General features: G+C 51.1%; 18 protein-coding genes. 11 read left to right on the top strand and 7 right to left on the bottom strand.

What is annotated here, in order from left to right:
* Positions 1-570 precede the first annotated feature (570 nt).
* The 6 genes from pepT (at position 571) to foxA (ending at position 9144) form a co-directional block, all read left to right on the top strand.
* Positions 571-1827, top strand: a complete 1257-nt coding sequence (gene pepT / locus E4Z61_RS12025; RefSeq protein ID WP_135322967.1) for a peptidase T — start codon at positions 571-573, stop codon at positions 1825-1827.
* Positions 1824-3185, top strand: a complete 1362-nt coding sequence (gene dcuC, locus E4Z61_RS12020) for a C4-dicarboxylate transporter DcuC (protein WP_135322966.1) — start codon at positions 1824-1826, stop codon at positions 3183-3185. Before pepT ends, dcuC begins: the two co-directional genes overlap by 4 nt.
* 148 nt (positions 3186-3333) lie before the next feature.
* On the top strand, positions 3334-3942 hold the full coding sequence (locus E4Z61_RS12015; RefSeq protein ID WP_240703870.1) for a DUF2913 family protein: 609 nt from the start codon (positions 3334-3336) through the stop codon (positions 3940-3942).
* A gap of 230 nt (positions 3943-4172) precedes the next feature.
* A complete protein-coding gene (locus tag E4Z61_RS12010; RefSeq protein ID WP_135322964.1) occupies positions 4173-5732 on the top strand; it encodes a methyl-accepting chemotaxis protein in 1560 nt (519 codons plus the stop codon).
* A gap of 198 nt (positions 5733-5930) precedes the next feature.
* Positions 5931-6914: a helix-turn-helix transcriptional regulator gene (locus tag E4Z61_RS12005; RefSeq protein ID WP_135322963.1), complete on the top strand. Its 984-nt coding sequence runs from the start codon at positions 5931-5933 to the stop codon at positions 6912-6914.
* Positions 6915-7035: 121 nt separating this feature from the next.
* A complete protein-coding gene (gene foxA / locus E4Z61_RS12000) occupies positions 7036-9144 on the top strand; it encodes a ferrioxamine B receptor FoxA (protein WP_135322962.1) in 2109 nt (702 codons plus the stop codon).
* 49 nt (positions 9145-9193) lie between these two features.
* Here the strand turns inward: foxA and E4Z61_RS11995 are convergent, their stop codons facing one another.
* The 3 genes from E4Z61_RS11995 to E4Z61_RS11985 form a co-directional block, all read right to left on the bottom strand.
* Positions 9194-10288: a 4Fe-4S binding protein gene (locus E4Z61_RS11995; RefSeq protein ID WP_135322961.1), complete on the bottom strand. Its 1095-nt coding sequence runs from the start codon at positions 10286-10288 to the stop codon at positions 9194-9196.
* A gap of 118 nt (positions 10289-10406) precedes the next feature.
* Positions 10407-11795 (bottom strand): diguanylate cyclase, encoded by a 1389-nt coding sequence (locus tag E4Z61_RS11990; RefSeq protein WP_135322960.1) that lies wholly within the window; start codon positions 11793-11795, stop codon positions 10407-10409.
* 91 nt (positions 11796-11886) lie between these two features.
* The gene (locus E4Z61_RS11985) at positions 11887-12519 is read right to left on the bottom strand and encodes a LysE family transporter (protein WP_135322959.1); all 633 of its coding nucleotides are present in this window, start codon (positions 12517-12519) and stop codon (positions 11887-11889) included.
* Positions 12520-12879: 360 nt separating this feature from the next.
* Between E4Z61_RS11985 and yahO the strand changes: the two genes are divergently transcribed.
* Positions 12880-13155, top strand: a complete 276-nt coding sequence (gene yahO / locus E4Z61_RS11980; RefSeq protein ID WP_135322958.1) for a DUF1471 family periplasmic protein YahO — start codon at positions 12880-12882, stop codon at positions 13153-13155.
* 48 nt (positions 13156-13203) lie between these two features.
* On the opposite strand, the gene prpR is transcribed toward yahO, so the two are convergent.
* Positions 13204-14799 carry a propionate catabolism operon regulatory protein PrpR gene (gene prpR, locus E4Z61_RS11975; RefSeq protein ID WP_135322957.1) on the bottom strand — a complete coding sequence of 532 codons (1596 nt, stop codon included), beginning with the start codon at positions 14797-14799 and terminating at the stop codon, positions 13204-13206.
* Positions 14800-15049: 250 nt separating this feature from the next.
* Between prpR and prpB the strand changes: the two genes are divergently transcribed.
* The 4 genes from prpB to prpE all read left to right on the top strand — a co-directional run bounded on the left by prpB (position 15050) and on the right by prpE (position 20585).
* Positions 15050-15931, top strand: a complete 882-nt coding sequence (gene prpB / locus E4Z61_RS11970) for a methylisocitrate lyase (RefSeq protein ID WP_135322956.1) — start codon at positions 15050-15052, stop codon at positions 15929-15931.
* A gap of 80 nt (positions 15932-16011) precedes the next feature.
* On the top strand, positions 16012-17181 hold the full coding sequence (prpC, locus tag E4Z61_RS11965) for a bifunctional 2-methylcitrate synthase/citrate synthase (protein ID WP_135322955.1): 1170 nt from the start codon (positions 16012-16014) through the stop codon (positions 17179-17181).
* 39 nt (positions 17182-17220) lie between these two features.
* Entirely contained in the window at positions 17221-18672 is a 1452-nt protein-coding gene (locus E4Z61_RS11960; protein ID WP_135322954.1) for a bifunctional 2-methylcitrate dehydratase/aconitate hydratase, read from the top strand.
* Between the two features lie 26 nt (positions 18673-18698).
* The gene (gene prpE / locus E4Z61_RS11955; protein ID WP_135322953.1) at positions 18699-20585 is read left to right on the top strand and encodes a propionate--CoA ligase; all 1887 of its coding nucleotides are present in this window, start codon (positions 18699-18701) and stop codon (positions 20583-20585) included.
* 46 nt (positions 20586-20631) lie between these two features.
* Here prpE and E4Z61_RS11950 read toward each other — a convergent pair whose 3' ends face one another.
* From E4Z61_RS11950 to E4Z61_RS11940, 3 genes are all read right to left on the bottom strand, one after another.
* Positions 20632-20907, bottom strand: a complete 276-nt coding sequence (locus E4Z61_RS11950) for a YceK/YidQ family lipoprotein (RefSeq protein WP_135322952.1) — start codon at positions 20905-20907, stop codon at positions 20632-20634.
* A gap of 164 nt (positions 20908-21071) precedes the next feature.
* Complete coding sequence (gene lacA / locus E4Z61_RS11945; protein WP_135322951.1) at positions 21072-21683, bottom strand: galactoside O-acetyltransferase; 612 nt, start codon at positions 21681-21683, stop codon at positions 21072-21074.
* Positions 21684-21712: 29 nt separating this feature from the next.
* Positions 21713-22966 carry an MFS transporter gene (locus tag E4Z61_RS11940; RefSeq protein WP_135322950.1) on the bottom strand — a complete coding sequence of 418 codons (1254 nt, stop codon included), beginning with the start codon at positions 22964-22966 and terminating at the stop codon, positions 21713-21715.
* Positions 22967-23020: the final 54 nt, after the last annotated feature.

Here is a 23020-nt window from a genome sequence, read left to right as displayed (position 1 = left end):
GACAATTCACATAGTACCGTGATGAATCTATTTTTTAACGAATGATTTAATTTCCATATTGTTTTAGCGGGTATTGTGCAGGGTTTCTTATAAGTGTCTTTTTTTCAGTGTGATAGGTTTTTTTTGTTGTTGAGGTAAATGTGACATTGTTCACAGATTTTAGTGCGCTAAGTAGCTATTTGTAGAGGGGTGCAAACGGTTGCATTCGATTGTAATAGTATTCGTTCATTAAAAAAATATAACGACGGTATACCTTGTGGTGGTACGGGATAGACTAACTTAAATGATTTCTATTCTCTCTTAGGTATACGGAATCCGTTTATGATTTCTGTTAGCTCAACACCATGGAAATTAGCAGTAGAAACAGGCAATATCAAAAAAGCACTTGTTAATACCTGAAGTAATTATTGTTTTTATCTTCCTTATATAATCGTTGTCATCATAATCATAAAATCAGCGTTCAGGGATGCTCGCTGGTTTTATTTAATTATTCTGATTAATCCTGCTTGCGCTACATGCAGGCCTCCTTCCGCAGTACCTCGTAAATAAAATATTAAAGGATCTCCTACAATGGATATTGTTGAACGCTTTCTTAACTACACCAAAATCAATACCACGACTTCAAGAGAAAACGGTGCTAATGGCATCATGCCATCCTCTCCTGGTCAGATGGTACTGGCAAAACTACTGGCTGCAGAACTTGAAGCATTAGGTATGGAACACATTGAGGTCCGGGATACCGCCATTGTGACGGCAACACTGCCTGGGAATACAGAGGATAATATTCCCGTCGTTTCCTTCTTCGGTCATCTGGATACCAGTGCGGAACAGACTGCGGACACCAATGCGCAACGCCTGCATTATCGCGGTGGGGATTTGTGTCTGAACAAAGAACTGAATATTTATCTGCGCGAAAGTGAATTTCCGGAATTGAAAAATTATATTGGCGATGACCTGCTCGTGACTGATGGAACCAGCCTGTTAGGGGCTGATGATAAAGCAGCCATCGCCGCGATTATGAATGCCTTACAGTATCTGGTCGCGCATCCGGAGATTAAGCACGGGCCTGTAAAGGTTGGCTTTGTTCCTGATGAGGAGCAGGGATTGCGCGGCGCCAAAGCCTTTGACGTTGCCAGTTTTGGCGCTGACTTTGGCTATACCCTGGATTGCTGCGGGATCGGTGAGTTTGTCTATGAGAACTGGAATGCAGGTGATGCAGAAATCATCTTTACCGGCCAGTCCGCACATCCTATGTCAGCCAAAGGTAAGCTGAAGAACTCTTTACTGATGGCCCATAAGTTCATCGCTATGCTACCTGGCGGAGAAGCCCCTGAATATACAGAAGGTCGCGAAGGGTATTACTGGGTAAAACAGTTGCAGGGCAACAGTGCCCGCACGGTGCTTAAGTTGGATATTCGCGATTTCAGTGAAGAAGGTTATAAGGCACGTATGGCATTTATTCGCCAGCTTGCCGTCAGTACCTGCGCGCTGTGGGGCGAAAATAGCGTGGTCTGCCACTTAGCCGATCGTTATGCAAATGTGTTCAACAGTCTGCAGGGCCAGGCGCATTATCCTGTTGATATTGCGATGCGCGCCTATCAGAAATGTGGCATTACTCCACAGCCTGTCGCCATGCGCGGCGGATATGACGGCGCGGTGCTGTCGCAAAAAGGATTGCCTTGCCCGAATATTTTTACCGGTGCTCATAATTTTCATTCAATTTATGAATACCTGCCTGTACGTTCACTGCGGGCAGCCAGTGATGTCGTGGTGGCGGTGATTGAGGAGACGTTCGCTGAGTTTGCCACAGGGAGAGCTCAGTCATGATCCAGGTCTTTGTTGCCCTCCTGGTTATTGTGGTGGTCGCCCGACTGATCCTCAAAGGTTATCGTGCTGAGCCCGTGTTATTCATTGCGGGTTTGGTGTTGATGATTTGTACCGGCTTAACCGGATGGGGTTCCGTATTGCCGAAAGGGGTTGCCGGTACGGGAATTTCATTTCTCGATCCGTTCGAAGTGATGCGCGATCTCTTCAGTACGCGTGCCGCCGATCTCGGTTTAATGATTATGGCGTTAATGGGATTTGCGCATTATATGGATCACATCGGGGCAAATGAGGCCGTGGTGCGTGTCGTGACGAAACCATTACGCACACTGCGGTCGCCCTATATTTTGCTTTTTTTCTCCTATCTGCTCGCCAGCCTGCTGCAACTGGCCATCCCTTCAGCTACCGGGCTCGCCGTGTTACTGATGGGAACAATGTTCCCGATTATGCTGGGGTTAGGTCTCTCTGCGGCCTCTGCTGCTGGCGTGATTGCCACCTCGCTCGGGGTGGCGTACACCCCGACGGCAATTGATGCTATTCGTGGCTCTAAAGCGGTCAATATGGATGTGGTGGAATATGTTGTTTACCACCAGGGACCTGCGGCTCTGGCAACCGTACTGGTTGTGGGGATCTGCCACTTTTTCTGGCAGAGGTATTGCGATCGTAAAGCGGGGACGTTACCACGGGAAATCGGCAGCGCTGAGATTATTGACTCAGGAAAAGCACCGGCTTTTTATGCGTTACTCCCCATGCTTCCAATACTGATGGCGGTGGGATCATCCGCAATGTTTGTCAGCGGTATTAACCTGAATATTATCACCATTGTCCTCATTTCAATGGCTATATGTATGCTGATTGAATGGTTACGAGCGCGTGATCTAAAGTCAGTATGTGAAGGATTCAGCCATTTTCTTAAAGGAATGGGCACCGCGTTTACCGGTGTGGTTGGGTTGCTGGTTGCGGCGGGTGTTTTCGCACATGGTATTAAAGTTATTGGCGCGATCGATCAATTAATTTTGATGGCAGAACACGTGGGTTTACCGCCATTTGCCATGGCTGTCGTGTTTGCACTGGTGACGCTTGCAGCCGCTATCATCATGGGATCGGGGAATGCGCCATTCCTGGCATTTGTTGAGCTTATCCCGCAAATTGCCGCAAGTATGGGGGCTAATGCCGTTGCGATGATCCTGCCAATGCAGCAAGCATCTCATATGGGACGGGCTATTTCACCTGTCTCCGGCGTTGTGATTGCCGTTTCAAGTGGTGCGAAGATTACGCCTTTTGATGTGGTAAAACGTACCGCCGTACCGTTAATTGTGGGCTTTATTACCCATACACTTATCATCGGTATTTTCTATTAACCACGAATGCCACCAGCAAACTTCCGGTTGCAGAATCAGGAGGTTTGCTGGTTTTGGTTGTCGTCATTTTTTACATGGTGTTATACAAAGTTAAAATATTATTACGATATATCTGGGTGGGGTTTAAGTGGTAAGGAATTTAGCAACAGTGAGTCAGTTGAGACATAATTATCAGGATGAACTTGAAACGTTTACCTGGAGTGCATTAGTCGCCGTTGGTATCGCCATACATGATAGTAAGATTTACTCTAAAATGTCAGAGCATCTTTTTATTATGAACTGGTTGGCAACAGCAAAAAAGAGGAAGATATTTTCGAAAATCGTCGCGAATGAACTTCAATGGTTAATAGATGAGGGGAAGAAGAAAAGCATCAATGCACAGCTCAAATTTAAAATAGAGTATTTGTACGCTACCGCAAGCGGTGATGTGACAATGCAGAATTACTACTTTAAATTTACCCATGTTATTGAAATGCTGAGGGATAATGGCTGGGAAAACTTCCTGCTTACACCTGGAAAGTGGCGCGATCTGAGTGAGAGTATTAAAGTCAGGAAAGGTAATTTTATCTTTATGGATGATGCGAGGTTGCAGGAGTGCTTTGGCATTCAGGGCCAGATTTTAAAACCTTTCTGCTTGCGGGTTTATGGCGATGCTGAATTTGCAAAATCGCTTTTTATCAAAAACAACCTCCCGGTGGAGTTTGTGAAGCATGCTTCAAATGAGTTTTCTTATTTCTATTTTCTTTTAGATGAATAATGCGGGATAAATATATAAGAAGAGTTAATGTTGAACGGCTTGTTTCTATTGCTCATGGTGCGAGAAGTATAGCGTTATCTGCCATTCACACACCTGTTCACTTAATTTATCATGCTAAAAATAGTACGGAAACGTTATAATAATTAACCATTTTATAAGTTAAGGTATTACTAAATTTGTCGATAACAATTAAGTCGTAGATGATTTTTAATTGTTATGGAGATGTTTAAATGTTAAAAAACATGAAGGTTAAAACCAGTCTATTATTACTGCTGCTGTTATTTACATTTATGCAGTTTTTTTCTAATGGACTGGAGTTACGTGACCTTAAAAAAACTCAGACAAGCACGCTTTTACTGCATAATATAGTAAAAGAGCAGGATTCGCTGCATCGCGTCACAGAAACCGTTTATAAATTAAGGAGTATGCTTGATAATATTCAGCTACACGATTTGTCAGCTGCCCAGCAAACATTGAAACAAGCACAAGATGAGATGGTTTATGCAAAGCAAATGTTCAATGTTTTTTGGGATATACCCGGATTGACGATGGACGATCCACAGGAAGGAAACGTCATCAGAAAGGCCTTTGAACAACAGATGGAGCATGAAAAAAAGTCTATCGATCAATTAAACGAAGTGATATCTAGCGGCCGTGTCGTTGATACATCAATAAGTTTAAATAGTGAATTGCTCACTGCACGTAAAAATTTTGATAGTAAACTGGAAAACTATTATAAATCTACAATGTTGATCAGTGAGAAGATCGTAGCACAAACGCATTCACAGTTTAACGAATCAATAATCAAAATATCAGTTATTTTGGCGTTTTCGATCATTATTTTTATTATTTGTAATCTCTGGTTGAATCGAAGCATTATTCAACCGTTGAGAACCGTGTCTGAACACTTTTCACGGATTGGCAAAGGCGATCTGAGCCATTCCATTAAGGTACAGAGTAACAATGAAATAGGTCTTCTGTGTCTGAATTTACAAAATATGCAGAACGGGCTCCGCGATACGGTCAAAACTATTCGTGATGGTGTTGAGTCTATTAATGTCGGTATGCAGGAAATTGCTTCAGGAAATACCGACTTATCTACCAGAACCGAACAGCAGGCTGCGGCAGTCGTGGAGACAGCCGCCAGTATGGAACAGATATCAGCGACAACAAAAAATAATACCGATAAGTCACATCAGGCATCCGTAATGACCAGTGAAAGCACTGAAATGGCATTGCGCGGTGAGCGCTTAATGAGCGAAATGGTCGAGAAAATTCACCTGATCCGCCGTAATGCGCAAAGCGTGAATGAAATATCGAATGTCATAGATAGCATTGCTTTTCAGACCAATATCCTCGCATTAAATGCCGCAGTAGAAGCAGCGCGTGCAGGTGAATCAGGGCGCGGGTTTGCCGTTGTTGCGAGCGAAGTCAGGACTCTTGCCCAACGCAGCGCGGCTTCGGCGAAGGAAATCAGTGAACTGGTTGCTAAAGCTGGAATCAGCGTCAAAGAGGGGGTGGAAATAGCCGAAAGCAGTGGTGTCATGATGGCGGACATTGCTGGGGCAATACGCAACATCAATATATTAATGGAAGATATATCCGGAGCATCAGGGGAACAAAGTAGCGGTATAGAGCAGATCCGCGTTGCTGTGACTCAAATGGAGCAGGTGACCCAGCAAAACGCCTCATTAGTGGAGGAAATTGCCGCGACGACTGGCAGTGTGGAAGAACAATCGGCAATGTTGTCCCAAGCTGTGTCTGTGTTTCAGGTGGAAGAAAAATCGTAGCATAGTATTCAGGACGTTAAGTAGGCGCTGCTCATCTCATCAGTTGGTTATTCAGGCTGATGAGATGGCTAGCTGCTGAGAGACTTTTTTATCACTCAGTTGATAATAGTTCTCATTATTATTGTTGTGTTCTGCGGGGAATGGTAATGTTGCTATCAGTCATAAACCATTAATCCCATTTTCTGTGCAGAAGAGAGCATGAACAACACCACCGGCCAAAATACATCCGCACGTCTGACTCGTACCTTCTCCGTCAGTGAGTTTATGGATTTTGGTGAGCGTTACGGGATTGATTACCGCTTTCCGCAGCTATCGCAAAAGCCGGGTTTATCTCACTCCAGCCCCGTATTGCAGGGGAATGTCGAAGAGATGACATTACCCTGTGGGATGTGTGTCACCCATTCTGATGTGCAGGTATTGCAACCCTACGAAACCACCTCCCGCCACAGCAGCCCCTTGTATATGCTGGTGGTGCTGGAAGGCTGCGTAATACTGACGCTCAACGGGCAGGAACACGTGGTGCGTTCTGGTATGGCGTTTAGCTCGCGTCTCAGCGAACACCAGACCATGAGCGCCCGTCACTCTGCGGACTGCAAACTGCGAACGTTATCGCTGGGGCTGTATCCTGATGGCGCGTGGCGTAAGGGGTTACTTGAGTCGTTAATGCTTGAGTGGGAAAGATGCCAGACGCCGACGCTTATCTGGCAAGTACCGGGCTTTTTGCTTAGTGGATTACAGTATGCTCAGCAAAGCACCCTCAGTTATGTTTCCCGCCAACTGATGCTGGAAGGGCTAATTCTGCAGTTGTTCGGCCACGGCCTCAGCGTCTGTCAGGTTGAGAGCGGCAAGCGCCAGGCCGCCAGCGGCGAACAGCAGCGCCTCGAGATCGTACGTCGCCTGCTGGAACAGACGCCAGAAAATGACTACACCCTCAGCGAACTGGCCCAGCGCGCGGCGATGAGCCCGAGCAGCCTGCGCAGTAAGTTTCGTGCGGCGTATGGCAGCTCCGTTTTTGACTACCTGCGCGACTGCCGCCTGGAACGGGCGCGAGGGTATTTATTAGAAGGGTACAGCGTACAGCAGGCTGCCTGGATGTCGGGCTATCAACACGCCACCAACTTTTCCACCGCCTTTCGTCGCCGCTACGGTTTTTCACCTGGCGATGTCCTTAAACTTTGCTAATCCATTTTCCCGCTTTGCGCGCGCGCCTTACCCACATTTTGGCGCTGCGCATACGTAACCTGGCATCCGGCATAGCTATCTCCGGCATAAATAGCGCAATAATTCTCATTTACAATTAGAAATGCCTTGGGAGATGTTCATGTTCGCGAAGACTCGGTTGGCGCTGCTGGTGGGATGGGTGACCGGCAGCGTGGCTTTTCCTCTGCTGGCGCAGGAAACAACAAAAAATGATACGGTGGTGGTCACCTCGCAAATGCAGAGCGGGGCCACCAAGCTTGCCACGCCGGATATTGAAACCCCGCAGTCGGTGTCTATTATTACCCGCGAACAGTTTGAAGAGCAGGGTGCTACCAGCGTGCGCCAGGCCGTCAGCTACACGCCAGGGGTGTACAGCAACCAAATTGGCGCCTCTAACCGCTTTGATTACATCGTACTGCGCGGCTTCTCCGACGGTAGCCTTGATAACGTCTATCTCGACGGCCTGAAGATGATGGGCGACACCAACTCGCACAGCTCGCTGGTGGTTGATCCGTGGTTCCTCGACAACATTGAAGTGGTGCGCGGTCCGGCGTCGGTGCTATATGGTCGCTCTTCGCCGGGCGGTATTGTGGCGTTGACATCTCGTAAGCCGTCGTTTGATGCGGGCGGTGAAGTGAAGCTGTTTGCCGGCAATAACAATCAGCGCGGTGCGGCGTTTGATGTCACCGGCGCGTTGGATGATAACGATCGCGTGGCGGCGCGTCTGAGCGGGATGACGCGCTACGCGGACTCGCAGTTTGGTCCATTGAAGGAAGAGCGCTACGCGCTAATGCCCAGCCTGACCTGGCGCATCACCGACCAGACACGCCTTGACCTGATGGCCTATTTACATCGTGATCCTGAAGGTGGCAGCCACTCTGGCTTGCCTTATGACGGCACCGTGGTTCCGCATTACGGACAAAAGATCTCTAACACCTTCTATGAGGGCGAGGATGATTACGACAAATACGATCGCCGCGAGAACATGGTGGGCTACAACATTGAGCACATGTTCGACAACGGCTGGTCGGTACGGCAAAAGCTGCGCTATCTGCATACCGACGTTGAACTGAACCAGGTGTATGCGGCGGGCTGGCTGAATGAAACCGAGCTTAATCGCGGCTATTCCGGCTCTGATGAAAATATGTCGGCGATTACGCTGGATAACCAGCTCGATGGTAGCTTTGATACCTGGCAGGTGAACCATCGCCTGCTGGTGGGGATCGACTATCAGGATCGCAGCAACAACACCACCGGCTATTACGGCGCGTTTCCGCCGATCGATGCCTTTAACCCGGTGTACGGCGCGAAGCCGGATTACATCGACATGTATGCGCGCGAGAAGCACAAGCTGCGCCAGACGGGCTACTATTTGCAGGATCAGATGTCATGGGACCGTTGGCGCATTACGCTCGGTGGCCGCTACGATCAGGTAAGCGTCTCTAACATTGATAAGCAAAACGACACCCGCAGCGATCTGGATAAAAACAACTTCAGCACCCGCGCCGCGCTGCTCTATCTGTTCGATAACGGTTTTGCGCCGTACGTGAGCTACTCCACAGCCTTCACGCCGACCAGTTTTGCTGATGAGAACGGCGACCTGTTGGACCCAATGAAAGGCAAGCAGTGGGAAGCCGGGCTGAAGTATGAACCAGAAGGGCTGAACAGCCAGTTCAGCGCGTCGGTGTTCCGTATCAATCAGACCAACATCGCCACCAAAGAAGAGCCGACCGATCCGTATCGCTCGATTGGGGAAATTGAATCAAAAGGGGTGGAGTTGGAGGCGATCAGCCAGTTGACGGATAGCTTCCGCCTGCAGGCGGCGTATACCTATACCGACATTCGCTACAAGAAAAGCAGTCCGGAAGAGCAGGGCAAGCGCGCGGTGTACGCGCCGCGTAATCAGGCCAGCACCTGGCTGAGCTACGATGTGAAAAACGGTCCGCTGGACGGCCTGACGCTGGGCTCGGGCGTGCGCTACGTCAACGGGATTACCAGCGATCGTCTGAATACCCACACTCTGCCGTCGTACACGCTGGTGGATATGGCGATTGGCTATGACTTAACGAACATCGGTATTAAAGGTCTGAGCGCCCAGTTGAACGTCAACAACCTGACCGATAAACGCTACGTGGCGTCTTGTAACTCGCTCTCTTACTGCTACTTTGGCGCTGAGCGCAGCATTGTCGGCAGCGTGTCGTGGAAATTCTGATGCTATAAACAGGCCCGGCGTTAATTCGTCGGGCATGGCAGTACGGGTTTTAATGGCCGATCATTCTGGCCTTCGGAATCAGCTGGAAATACATATGTTCCGGTATCGGCGTGTCCCAGACGTTGGCATACACAGCATAGCCAATGGCGGCAAAAAGAATCCCCAGTACCAGTATTGTCATGACAACACCTGACAACGCCGTCTGTCGCCATAACGCTTTACCGTTATCCTGTGCACCCGGCGGGGTTTGCAGTGAAAAGGTCAGCGTCGAGGCGACCGGACAAGACTCTACGCAGGTCATACAGCCAGTGCATTCAACGGTGCGGACCTGAATAAGCCTGTCAACCGGAATCGCCGACGGGCAGTTCTTCGCACATTTGCCGCAGTCGATGCAGCTTTCCGCGTTACGCCGGATTTTAAACGGAGAGAGCAGGGAGAAGAGGCCGAGCAGAGCGCCATACGGACATAAATAGCGACACCAGGCGTTACGAATAAACAGGCTCATGACGCTGATTATCGCTACGAAAACAAGCGTTGCCGTGCCGATATGGCGGAAGAAATCGAGCATCTTAACGTCGATAATCATTCCGTAGGCCGACATCAGAAAGTACTGAATCCCCTGTGCGGGCATCGACAAGGCAATATACAAAAAGAAGCTCAGCAACAGATATTTCAGGCTTAGCAGCGGAAGATCCAGCCAGCGCGGCAGCGTGAAATGCCGGCCAAAGCATTTTTTACCCAGATGACTAATCAGCTCTGACAGCGTGCCAACCGGGCACAGCCACGAACAGAATGATTTTTTTAACAGCAGGCTTACCACGATAAACGCGACGAGCAGTAGCATGGAGGCAGCGTGGATCGGCGGAAGATAACCTGTTTCCAGCGTGTAGCGAATGTTCATCAGCCCGGCGATGGGAAGCCATCCTTCAATCCCTCCCGGTCTTGGAATATAAACGCTGGTGCCGCCCGTTTCGAAATAGCGGACCCAGTAATAGAACGCCACGCCAATATAGATATTAATCGCCAGCAGAAAAAACTGGGTGGCTCTGCGCCAGGTGCTGGCATTACGCCAGTCATTCCACGGCAGTTTTCCACCGGTCGTTCCAGGACGGCGCTGCCAGCGTGTTCTCTTTTTCCCGTTCATGGTTTTATCACATCCCTCATGGTTCCCCACCTACATTCAGTGGGGTTATCTCAGGATATGCTAGCGCTATTTACATATGATGTATTTGATTTGCATCTTATTAAGAGGGCGACAACGATCATTCCTGATACGTTTCTAAGCGGTTACGTCCGTTGTTTTTCGCCAGATACAGTGCGCGATCGGCTTTATCAACCAGCTGTTTGTAGTCCGGATGGTAGTCGTATTCGGCGATACCGATGCTGACAGTGATCGAGAATGACTCGGTGGCCTGGGCCCCTAAGCGCAGGTCGGCGATCTTCTTACGCAGTCCTTCCAGAATAATACTGGCCTGTGAAACGTCCGACTCGACCAGCAGGATCATAAATTCTTCGCCACCGTAGCGGAAAACATAGTCGCTGCTGCGGATATGCTCATAAATCACGGCCGCTACGCTTTTTAGCGTCAGGTCGCCGGTGATATGCCCAAAGCGATCGTTGATTTGCTTAAAGTAATCAATATCTAACATCGCCAGGGTAAACGGCTTGCGTGAATGCAATGCCAGTGAGATTTCGCGGCGCATGATGGTCGGAATAAAACGACGGTTAAGCAATTGAGTCAGCGAATCTTTGCCGTTTTCCTGTTTGACCAGCGCCTCAAACATTGAGGCAAGAAGGAAATGGATTTTTGCTGAAAGCTGGCGAACATCCTGCAATAAGCTCATTCGTGCGGCTTCTGTTGGCTGTTGCTGATTCGACAGCGTCTGGGTCAGACGACTATCGATTTCTGCGATCAGCACTTCCATTTCTACCAGCAGATTGCTGTTGCCGAGAATGTGTTTGCCCTTATGGGAGAACCACATCCCGAAATCTGAGTTCGCCAGAAAGACCAGTTCCCCGACGGGTAATCCGGTGGCAATGTTGTAAATAAACTGATTTTCCCAGTCGGTAAACGATCGGATTTGCCGTTCGCGCTCGACGTTGACGTCATCATAAATCGTTTGCAGGCGATACTGTTCCTGCGTGTTCAGGGAGTTTTGATAACTCGGCGAATAGGAGACGGTCATCGCCTCCAGCGCGGTATCCATCGCCAGGCTGCTGAAACAGATTGCGTCACTCAACAGGTGAGGCGGGTAATCCGCTTTATTTTTCAACACCCGATACAGCTCATCCTTCAGCTTGCGCGCGCCGCGATTCACCAAGTCGATGGGCAGGCCGATGCGTGCATGCACCACGCCTATCTCGCGCTGTTTGGTCAGCAACTGGGAGAGGTCTTCCTGCGCACTGCCGAGCACGCTGCGCAGCCAGCCAAACATACTGCCGCTAAGCCGCGTGCTGACCTGTTCGGTATTCAGGAACAATGCGCTCTCGGCATGGGAAAGCATGTAGTCATAAAAAACGGTCACTAAATGGCGGATCTCATCATCGCTTAATGAGGTCAGAAGCGTATGGACGTCAGGAGACGTCTGGCGCAGCAGCGCCTGCCATTCTGTCAGAAGTAATGTGTTGTTTACGGGGGCAACCTGTTCCATCTCACAGCCACTCAAAAATACGTTTAAAAATTCAGGCGGTATTACGGACAATTACGTCACGATGGTCAAGCGAAACTATGTTTCAAGTGCATTAACGGTGGGTGATGCCTTCATAAATCAGCCTCAGGGCGAAGGCTCCGATAATGGCACCAATCACCCGGCTGGCAACCCGGTGGATCCGTCCATACGCCCGGCGCACGGCGGGTAATGAAAACGCCTGACTGAGAAAAATACGCCAGATAACGGAAGACAACACAATCCCCGCCCATGCCATCAGCCTGGCCCAGGTCGGCGTGTCTGCACTCAGCGTGACTGAGAAAATACTGATAAAAAACAGCACGGTTTGTGGATTGGATAAATCCGTTAATAAGCCGCGTCGGAAGAAGAGGTACCAGGGCGCGGAGAGCGGTTGCTGTAATGTTGGCATTTGCGGCGTAGCCTGGTGGCGGATACTGTTCCACGCAAACCACAGCAGATAGGTGCCGCCGACAATTTTAATCAATGAAAATATCTCTTCACTCTGGGTAATGAGCGTCGCCATGCCAAACAACCCAAGACCAGAATAGAACGCATCGCCCAGCGCCACCCCCAGACCAGTCATCACGCCCGCCCGGCGTCCCGACGCCAGGCTGGTTTGCACCACCACAAACAGATTCGCGCCGGGATTAAAAAAGGTTAAGACAAACAGGCTGACGGTCAGCACAACGGCGTGTAGAGGTTCCATGTATAACGATTCCATCAGTGAGAAAAGTGGCGCGTTATTCGCAGTCAGGATTAAGAATATTCTGCATCACCATACATTATAAGTTTACCGCACTCATTATTCTGAGTATTTACTCACACTGTTTTATGAAATATTACCGATGTTGCAAGCGGGTCTGCTGGTCGATTATTCGTGGCCAGGCGCGGTGGTAAACGCTGCGGCGCAGGATCGTCGGTTATCTTCGTTTTGCAAAATCTCTTTATATTTCCGTTAGCTCTGGATTTATTGAACCGGCTAGACTACTTATTAAACATCCTTGACTCGCACTATCGATGTTCAGGGGCGATGATGGTGTAAAAACAAAAAAACTGGAGCTTTTATATGAAAACTGGATACAAGGTATTAATTGGTGCGTTAGCTTTTGTCGTTTCCAACGTATATGCTGCGGAATTTATGACCAAGGTTGAGTTTGAAAAAGTTGAGTCGCAATATACAAAAATTGGTGATATTTCAACAAGTAATGAAGTTTCCGTTTCGGATGCCAAAGAAGAGCTTCTGAAAAAAGCGGAAGAGAAAGGCGCTGACGTGGTGGTATTAACCTCCGGCCAGACGGATAATAAAATCCATGGCACTGCCAATATTTACAAGAAAAAATAACACGCTGAACTGAAAGACAAACAACCCGCTGGTCATTGTACCAGCGGGTTATTCTTTTAATCGGCGCCAGAATGTAGTCCTGCTGATCCCTAAATACCGCGCGGCTGCGGTTTTATCGCCATTAAATTGCGCCAACACCTGTTGCGGCGTCAGCGATGATGATACCTGAGGTGTCTCGTCCACGACGATCAACTCCGGTAATAGCTGCTGTAAAAACCGGACGTTCAGCTCAGGCTGCGGATCCACGCTCAAAAACAGCGCCAGGCGCTCCATCATATTACGCAATTCGCGGATATTTCCCGGCCAGCCATAATTGAGCAGCGTTTGCTGGCTCAGTGCTAGCCCCTTACGTACCGCATCAGAAAATGGTGCCTCAAGTTCCGCGAGCGACTGTTTTAAAAATCCCTCAGCCAGCGGCAGAATATCGGACAGGCGCTCGCGTAGCGGCGGCAGCGTGAGGCGCAGAATGCTCAGCCGATAAAACAGATCGGTACGAAATTGATTCTGTTTCATCTCCTGTTCAAGATGGCAGTGGGTGGCGCTGATTACCCGCACATCGACCGGGATCGGCTGATGCCCGCCGACCCGGGTCACCTCTTTTTCTTCCAGTACGCGCAGCAGTCGGGTCTGTAACGGCAGCGGCATTTCGCCAATCTCATCAAGAAACAGCGTCCCGCCGTGGGCGATTTCAAACAGGCCTGCGCGTCCTCCCCGACGGGAGCCGGTAAAGGCGCCATCCTCATAGCCGAACAGCTCTGCTTCCAGCAATGATTCGGTAATGGCCCCGCAGTTGACGGCGACAAATGGCGGCGAGGGCTTACCACGCCGACGATCCTGGCGGGTGAAATATTCCCGATGAATCGCCTGCGCCGCCAGCTCTTTCCCCGTTCCGGTTTCGCCCTGAATCAGCACCGGCGCACGGGAGCGGGCGTACAACATAATGGTGTGGCGAACCTGTTCCATCTGTGCCGAATGACCGCGCATATCGCCCAGCGTATAGCGGGTGCGTAGCGTGTCGCCGCTGGCGTATTGCCCGTTGCGACGTAGCGTCAGGCGGGTCATATCCAGCGCATCGATAAAGGCCTGGCGCACGGTGGCCGCCGAATAGATAAAGATCCCGGTCATCCCTGCTTCTTCCGCCAGGTCAGTAATCAAGCCCGCGCCAACCACCGCTTGTGTACCGTTGGCTTTCAGCTCATTGATTTGCCCGCGCGCATCCTCTTCGGTGATATAGCTGCGCTGCTCAAGGTGCAAATTGAACGTCTTTTGAAAGGCCGTCAACGCGGGCAGTGTTTCCTGATAGGTGACAACGCCAATTGACGAGGTCAGCTTGCCGGCTTTCGCCAGCGCCTGCAGCACGTCGAATCCGCTGGGTTTAATCAGGATCACCGGAATCGACAGGCGGCTTTTCAGATACGCCCCGTTGGAGCCCGCCGCGATGATGGCATCACAGCGCTCGGTGGCGAGCTTCTTGCGGATATAAGTCACCGCTTTTTCAAAACCAAGCTGAATAGGGGTGATGGTCGCCAGGTTGTCAAACTCCAGGCTGATGTCGCGAAACAGGTCGAACAGGCGCGTGACAGAGACCGTCCAGATGACTGGTTTGTCGTCATTGACCCGTGGTGGAAGATGCGTCTCAGCCATCGCTAACCCCAAAATTAAAGAACCCATATTGGGTTTAGTTGTGTTTCAAAAATGTTGCAATGAAACGTTCAGGTCGGATTCATGAAACGCGTGCTGACACGCTTTTGTGCGACAAAAATGCAGGGTTTAATTTTAACTCATTGTTTTAAAATAAATAAATAAAAATTACGTATCCAATGAAGGCTTTGGCATACCCCTTGCTTTAGGTTAATCAACGAACGATAACAAGTTGATAACAAGAGGATGGGGTATGTCTTTACACTCTCCGGGTCAGGCGTTTCGCGCCGCTCTCACCAAAGAAAATCCATTACAAATCGTTGGCACCATCAATGCTAACCACGCCCTGTTAGCCCAGCGCGCCGGGTATCAGGCGATCTACCTCTCCGGCGGCGGCGTTGCGGCAGGGTCGTTAGGGCTGCCGGATCTCGGTATTTCTACCCTTGATGATGTGCTGACCGATATTCGACGTATTACCGATGTTTGCCCGCTACCGTTGCTGGTGGATGCGGATATCGGTTTTGGATCGTCCGCATTCAATGTGGCGCGTACCGTGAAATCGATGATCAAAGCCGGAGCTGCCGCGCTGCACATTGAAGATCAGATCGGTGCCAAGCGTTGCGGTCATCGCCCGAATAAGGCGATCGTCTCTAAAGAAGAGATGGTCGACAGGATCCGCGCCGCCGTGGATGCGCGTACCGATCCCAACTTTGTTGTTATGGCGCGTACCGATGCGCTGGCGGTAGAAGGGCTGGAGGCAGCAATCGATCGCGCGCAGGCGTACGTCGAAGCGGGCGCTGACATGCTGTTCCCGGAGGCTATTACTGAGCTTGCGATGTACCGCCAGTTTGCTGACGCGGTGCAGGTGCCGATCCTCGCCAACATCACTGAATTTGGAGCCACGCCGCTGTTCACCACCGATGAACTGCGCAGCGCGAACGTCGCGATGGCGCTGTATCCGCTGTCGGCCTTTCGTGCCATGAACCGCGCTGCGGAAAAGGTGTACAACGTGCTGCGCCAGGAAGGGACGCAAAAGAGCGTCATCGACATTATGCAGACGCGAAACGAGCTGTACGAAAGCATCAATTACTACCAGTTCGAAGAGAAACTCGACGCGTTGTATACCAGGAAGTAGCCGTCGTAGACCGGATAAGGCGTAGCCGCCATCCGGCAATGAATTTGTATCCTACATATTATAAAAATGACGAGGACAATATGAGCGACACAACGATCCTGCAAAATAATACAAACGTCATCAAACCGAAAAAATCGGTTGCGCTGTCAGGCGTCGCCGCCGGAAATACCGCCCTGTGCACCGTCGGTAAAAGCGGTAACGACTTGCACTATCGCGGCTACGATATTCTCGACCTGGCGCAACAGTGCGAATTTGAAGAAGTGGCGCACCTGCTGATCCACGGAAAATTACCCACCCGTGATGAACTCAACGCCTACAAGATCAAATTAAAAGCGCTGCGTGGTCTGCCGGCAAACGTGCGTACCGTACTGGAAGCGCTGCCTGCCGCCTCGCACCCGATGGACGTGATGCGCACCGGCGTTTCCGCGCTGGGCTGTACGCTGCCGGAAAAAGAAGGGCACACCGTCTCCGGCGCGCGCGACATTGCCGACAAACTGCTGGCCTCGCTCAGTTCGATCCTGCTGTACTGGTATCACTACAGCCACAACGGCGAGCGCATTCAGCCTGAAACCGACGATGATTCTATTGGCGGTCACTTCCTGCATCTGCTGCATGGCGAAAAGCCGTCGGCAAGCTGGGAAAAAGCGATGCACATCTCGCTGGTGCTGTATGCCGAGCATGAATTCAACGCTTCCACCTTCACCAGTCGGGTGATTGCGGGGACAGGCTCGGATATGTATTCCGCGATTATCGGCGCGATTGGCGCACTGCGTGGGCCGAAACACGGCGGGGCGAACGAAGTGTCGCTGGAAATTCAGCAGCGCTATGAAACGCCGGATGAAGCCGAAGCGGATATCCGCAAACGCGTGGAAAACAAAGAAGTGGTGATTGGCTTTGGTCATCCGGTCTATACCATCGCCGACCCGCGTCATCAGGTGATCAAGCGTGTGGCAAAACAGCTTTCTCAGGAAGGCGGTTCGCTGAAAATGTACAACATCGCTGACCGTCTGGAAACCGTGATGTGGGACACCAAAAAGATGTTCCCCAACCTCGATTGGTTCTCGGCGGTCTCCTACAACATGATGGGTGTCCCGACCGAAATGTTCACTCCGCTGTTTGTCATCGCCCGCGTCACCGGCTGGGCGGCGCACATCATCGAACAGCGCCAGGACAACAAAATTATCCGTCCTTCCGCCAATTATACCGGCCCGGAAGATCGTGAATTTGTCCCGATTGAAAAACGTTGCTAATTCAAAAACCTCTAAAGATAAAAAACAGGAACCCATTTTATGTCTGCACATATTTCGAACGTCCGCCCAGAGTTTGACCGTGAAATCGTTGATATCGTTGATTACGTCATGAATTACGAGATCACCTCGAAGGTGGCGTACGACACCGCGCATTATTGCCTGCTCGACACTCTCGGCTGTGGCCTGGAAGCGCTGGAATATCCGGCCTGCAAAAAACTGCTGGGACCGGTGGTGCCGGGGACCGTGGTGCCGAACGGCGTTCGCGTGCCGGGCACCCAGTTCCAGCTCGATCCGGTGCAGGCGGCGTTTAACATCGGTGCAATGATCCGCTGGCTGGACTTCAACGACACCTGGCTTGCCGCTGAATGGGGTCATCCTTCCGATAACCTCGGTGGTATTCTGGCGACGGCTGACTGGCTATCGCGCAATGCGGTAGCGACGGGTAAAGCGCCGCTGACCATGAAAACGGTGCTGACCGGTATGATAAAGGCCCATGAAATACAGGGCTGTATCGCGCTGGAAAACTCATTTAACCGCGTTGGTCTGGATCATGTTCTGCTGGTGAAAGTGGCCTCGACCGCCGTGGTAGCCGAGATGCTGGGATTGACCCGCGATGAGATCCTTAATGCAGTCTCGCTGGCGTGGGTCGACGGTCAGTCGCTGCGTACCTACCGTCATGCGCCGAATACCGGCACGCGCAAATCCTGGGCGGCAGGGGATGCGACCTCCCGCGCAGTCCGTCTGGCGCTGATGGCCAAAACCGGTGAGATGGGGTATCCGTCTGCGCTGACGGCGAAAACCTGGGGCTTCTATGATGTTTCCTTCAAAGGGGAATCATTCCGCTTCCAGCGTCCGTACGGCTCCTACGTGATGGAAAACGTGCTGTTTAAAATCTCATTCCCGGCTGAGTTCCACTCGCAAACTGCAGTAGAAGCCGCAATGACGCTGCATGAAAAACTGCAGGCCGCCGGTAAGACTGCAGCCGATATCGAAAAAGTGACTATTCGCACGCACGAAGCCTGCATTCGCATCATCGACAAAAAAGGCCCTCTGGATAATCCGGCGGATCGCGATCACTGCATTCAGTACATGGTCGCCATTCCTCTGCTGTTCGGACGCTTAACGGCGGCTGATTACGAAGACGGTGTGGCACAGGACAAGCGCATCGATACTCTGCGTGAGAAGATCAACTGCTTCGAAGATCCGGCCTTTACCGCCGATTATCACAACCCGGAAAAACGCGCCATCGCCAACGCCATCACCCTGGAATTTACCGATGGCACCCGCTTTGATGAAGAAGTGGTGGAATACCCTATCGGCCACGCGCGTCGTCGTACTGACGGCATGCCGAAGCTGGTCGAGAAATTCAAAATCAATCTGGCACGCCAGTTCCCGACCCGCCAGCAACAGCGCATTCTGGATGTCTCCCTGGACAGAGCCCGCCTGGAGCAGATGCCGGTTAATGAGTATATGGACCTCTACGTCATTTAAGCGCGCAGGCTTAACAGGAGAGCATGATGTCTTTTAACGAATTTTATCAGCGTTCTGTTACTCAACCAGAGTCATTCTGGGCCGAGCAGGCCCAGCGTATTGACTGGCAGCAGCCGTTCACTCAGGTGCTGGATAGCAGCCATCCGCCGTTTGCCCGCTGGTTTTGCGGCGGGACGACCAATCTGTGCCATAACGCCATCGACCGTTGGCTGGAGAAACAACCTGATGCGCTGGCGCTGATTGCTGTGTCATCAGAAACCGAAGAAGAGCGCACGTTTACCTTCCGCCAACTGCATGACGAGGTGAATATCGCGGCGGCAATGCTGCTGTCGCTGGGCGTGCAGCGCGGCGATCGGGTGCTTGTGTATATGCCGATGATCGCCGAGGCGCACATTACGCTGCTAGCCTGCGCACGAATTGGCGCGATCCATTCGGTGGTGTTCGGTGGCTTCGCATCGCACAGCGTGGCGGCGCGAATTGACGACGCCCGACCGGTGGTTATCGTCTCGGCAGATGCCGGGGCGCGCGGGGGCAAGATCCTGCCGTACAAAAAGCTGCTCGATGATGCGATCAATCAGGCGCAGCATCAGCCGCGCCACGTGGTGTTGGTCGATCGCGGTCTGGCGAAAATGGCGCGGGTTGAGGGGCGTGACCTCGATTTTGCCGCGCTGCGCCAACAACATCTCGGCGCGAGCGTGCCGGTGACCTGGCTGGAATCGAACGAAACGTCCTGTATTCTCTACACCTCCGGGACAACCGGGAAACCGAAAGGCGTGCAGCGTGATGTTGGCGGCTACGCGGTGGCGCTGGCGACCTCGATGGACACTATTTTCGGCGGCAAAGCGGGCGGCGTGTTCTTCTGCGCGTCGGATATTGGCTGGGTGGTTGGGCATTCCTACATCGTCTATGCCCCGCTGCTGGCGGGGATGGCGACGGTGGTTTACGAAGGGCTGCCAACGTACCCGGACTGCGGCGTATGGTGGAAGATTGTTGAGAAGTATCAGGTCAGCCGGATGTTCTCGGCACCCACTGCCATCCGCGTGCTGAAGAAATTCCCCACCGCGCAAATCCGCAATCACGATCTCTCGTCGCTGGAGGTGCTGTATCTGGCGGGAGAACCGCTGGATGAACCGACCGCGAGTTGGGTCACGGAAACGCTGGGTGTCCCGGTTATCGACAACTACTGGCAGACCGAATCCGGCTGGCCGATTATGGCGATCGCCCGCGGGCTGGACGACAGACCGTCGCGGCTGGGCAGCCCCGGCGTGCCGATGTACGGCTACAACGTACAATTGCTCAATGAAGTCACTGGCGAACCCTGCGCGGCGAACGAAAAGGGCATGTTGGTGATTGAAGGACCGCTGCCGCCGGGCTGCATTCAAACTATCTGGGGCGATGACGCGCGCTTTGTGAATACCTACTGGTCGCTGTTTTCTCGCCAGGTGTACGCCACCTTTGACTGGGGCATTCGCGACGCCGATGGCTATTACTTCATCCTGGGCCGTACGGATGATGTGATAAACGTTGCAGGACATCGACTGGGCACGCGCGAGATAGAGGAGAGTATTTCCAGCTATCCGAACGTCGCGGAAGTGGCGGTGGTCGGCGTGAAGGATGCGCTGAAAGGGCAGGTGGCGGTGGCGTTTGTCATTCCGAAACAGAGCGACAGCCTGGAAGATCGCGACATCGCGCATTCGGAAGAAAAGGCGATTATGGCGCTGGTGGACAGCCAGATTGGTAACTTTGGCCGTCCGGCACACGTCTGGTTTGTGTCGCAACTGCCGAAAACGCGTTCTGGCAAAATGCTCAGGCGCACGATCCAGGCGATCTGTGAAGGCCGCGATCCCGGCGATCTCACGACAATTGACGATCCCGCATCGTTGCAGCAAATTCGCCAGGCAATAGAAGAGTAATTCTCGTTAAATGGCCCGGTTTCGCCATGCGTACCGGGCCTAAGTCTTACTTATTCTCTTTCTTATACGGTCCATGATAGTAATCAAACGGCGCATAAACCGTATCGACCACGAAAGATAACGGCACATCGATAAATAACAGCGCTAAATCAAAATAGTTATAATCGTAAGCGCCCGGATTTTTTATTTTTTCAATGTCGTGGTGCATACCCACGTAATACGTGTTTGAGTCCTCACCTTCCGTGCGTGCATTAATGCTGCCACATCCTGAAAGTAATGCGCTGATAAATAGCGCCATTACCGCAACCGTCTTTCTGCTCATGTTATGACCTGGCTTATCGTCCCGTTTTACCATAACGGTAGAAAAGCGGCTTTTTGCCAGCAGAACTTAAGCTACCAGGTCAGGCTGATCAAGCGGCTAATCATGGTGCGGGGGTTGCCCCCGTAAGCCGGGTAAGCCGCGCGCGGTGCATCCGGCATGACACCTTATATTGACGGCTCTACTTTATAATTTTGGTAATAGTACTCTCTGTCTCTTTCATTAATGGTTCTGATAACCCGACAGGGAACCCCCACGGCCACGACATCTGCCGGAATGTCTTTTGTGACTACGCTCCCCGCGCCGATAACAGAATTATCGCCAATCGTTATGCCGGGATTGATGACTACGTTACTGCCAATCCATACGTTATTGCCGATGGTGATCGGAAAGGAAAACATCTCTCCGGATTTCCTTAATTCATGATGGACAGGGTGACCCGTTACAATGATCGTGACGTTGGGCGCAATTAAAACGTTATCGCCGATGGTGACCGTGTAATCATCCACAATAGTAAAGTTAAAATTGGCGTAGAAGTTTTTGCCAATGTGAATATTGCTCCCGTACGAGAAATAAATGGGGGGCTCAATCCACGCATTTTCTCCCACGGTGGCAAACATTTCACGAATCAGTGTTTCCCTCTTTTTAACCTCCGATGGACGCGTGTGGTTAAATTCATACATCAACTCTTTTCCGCGCAGTCTCTCTTCCGGCAACCCCTCGCACATATCGGTAAACAGCTTGCCTGCTTTTAATCTGTCTCTCATAGAAATGCTCATCGAAGATATTCCTTCCCTGTCATTCGTCTTCAGACTTGTTTACTTGCTGGGGTGAAAACGCGGGAAAATGGCCCCGGCCCACTAAGGGTAAATACGGAAATCAGTGTGAAGCTCAGCGCGATCACCCCCAGCACCAGATAAGCTCCCTGGAAACCAATACTCTCATACATTTTTCCGGCCAGAACTGACATGAAAATCATTGCTAACTGTTTGAAGAAACAGAAACACACCAGGTAAATCGTCGCCGAGAAGCGCACCTCAAACTGACTGGTGATGTATTTGAAGCAACCGACAATCAGGAACGGTATCTCAAACATATGTAACGTTTTGAGGATAACGACCTCCAGCGCAGAGGTGGCGAATGAGGATCCGATGATCCGCACCGACATGATCGCACCGGCCAGCAGCAGGGCGTTCTTTCCGCCGATGCGATTCACAATCAGCGGCGCAAAGAACATGATCGAGGCGTTGAGTAATTCCCCCATGGTCGTGACGTAGCCAAACACACGGGTGCCCTGTTCGCCGGTGGCAAAGAACGAGGTAAAGAAGTTGGCGAACTGCTGGTCAAACACATCATAAGTACAGGAAACGCCGACCACGTAAAGGGAGAGGAACCAGAGTTTCGGTTGTTTGAATAACTCCAGCGCCAGTTTCAGGCTGAATGCCGAGTTGTTGGCGCCTACCGCATCCGCGACTTTTGCAGATGAGGGGGCATCTGTTTTTGAAAAGAGCAGCAGCAATGCCAGAATGACCGCACAGCCAGAACCTAACCAGAAGACGAACTGGTTATTGATGGTGAACATAATCCCGGCAATCGAGGCGCACAGCGCCCAGCCCACGCAGCCAAACATGCGCGCGCGACCAAATTCAAAGTTGCTTCGGCGGCTGGCCTTTTCAATATAGGCTTCAATCGCCGGAGCGCCGGCATTGTAAATAAAGCCAAGATAAATCCCGCCGACAATCGAACCCAGTAAAATATTAACCTGTAATAACGGGCCAAAAACGTAAATAAAGAACGGGGCAAACATTACCAGCATTCCGGTAATTACCCACAGCAGGTGTTTACGCAGGCCAAGCTTATCGGAAAGCAGTCCGAAAACAGGCTGGAATAATAACGAAAACAGTGAAATACAGGCGAAAATGATCCCGGTGTCACCTTTGCTGATATGGTTTACATCGTGTAACCAGATAGGGAAGAAGGGGAAATAAGCACCCATAATGAAAAAGTAAAAGAAGAAGAAAAAGCCGAACATCCAAAAGTTAGTGTTTTTTAAATAATACATAACAGACTTCCTTACTATGAATGCGGGCAGGCACCAACCTGCCCGATTTTTATT

This window comes from Citrobacter tructae (assembly GCF_004684345.1).
GTDB lineage: Bacteria > Pseudomonadota > Gammaproteobacteria > Enterobacterales > Enterobacteriaceae > Citrobacter > Citrobacter tructae.
This window is presented reverse-complemented; position numbering and strand designations above follow the sequence as displayed.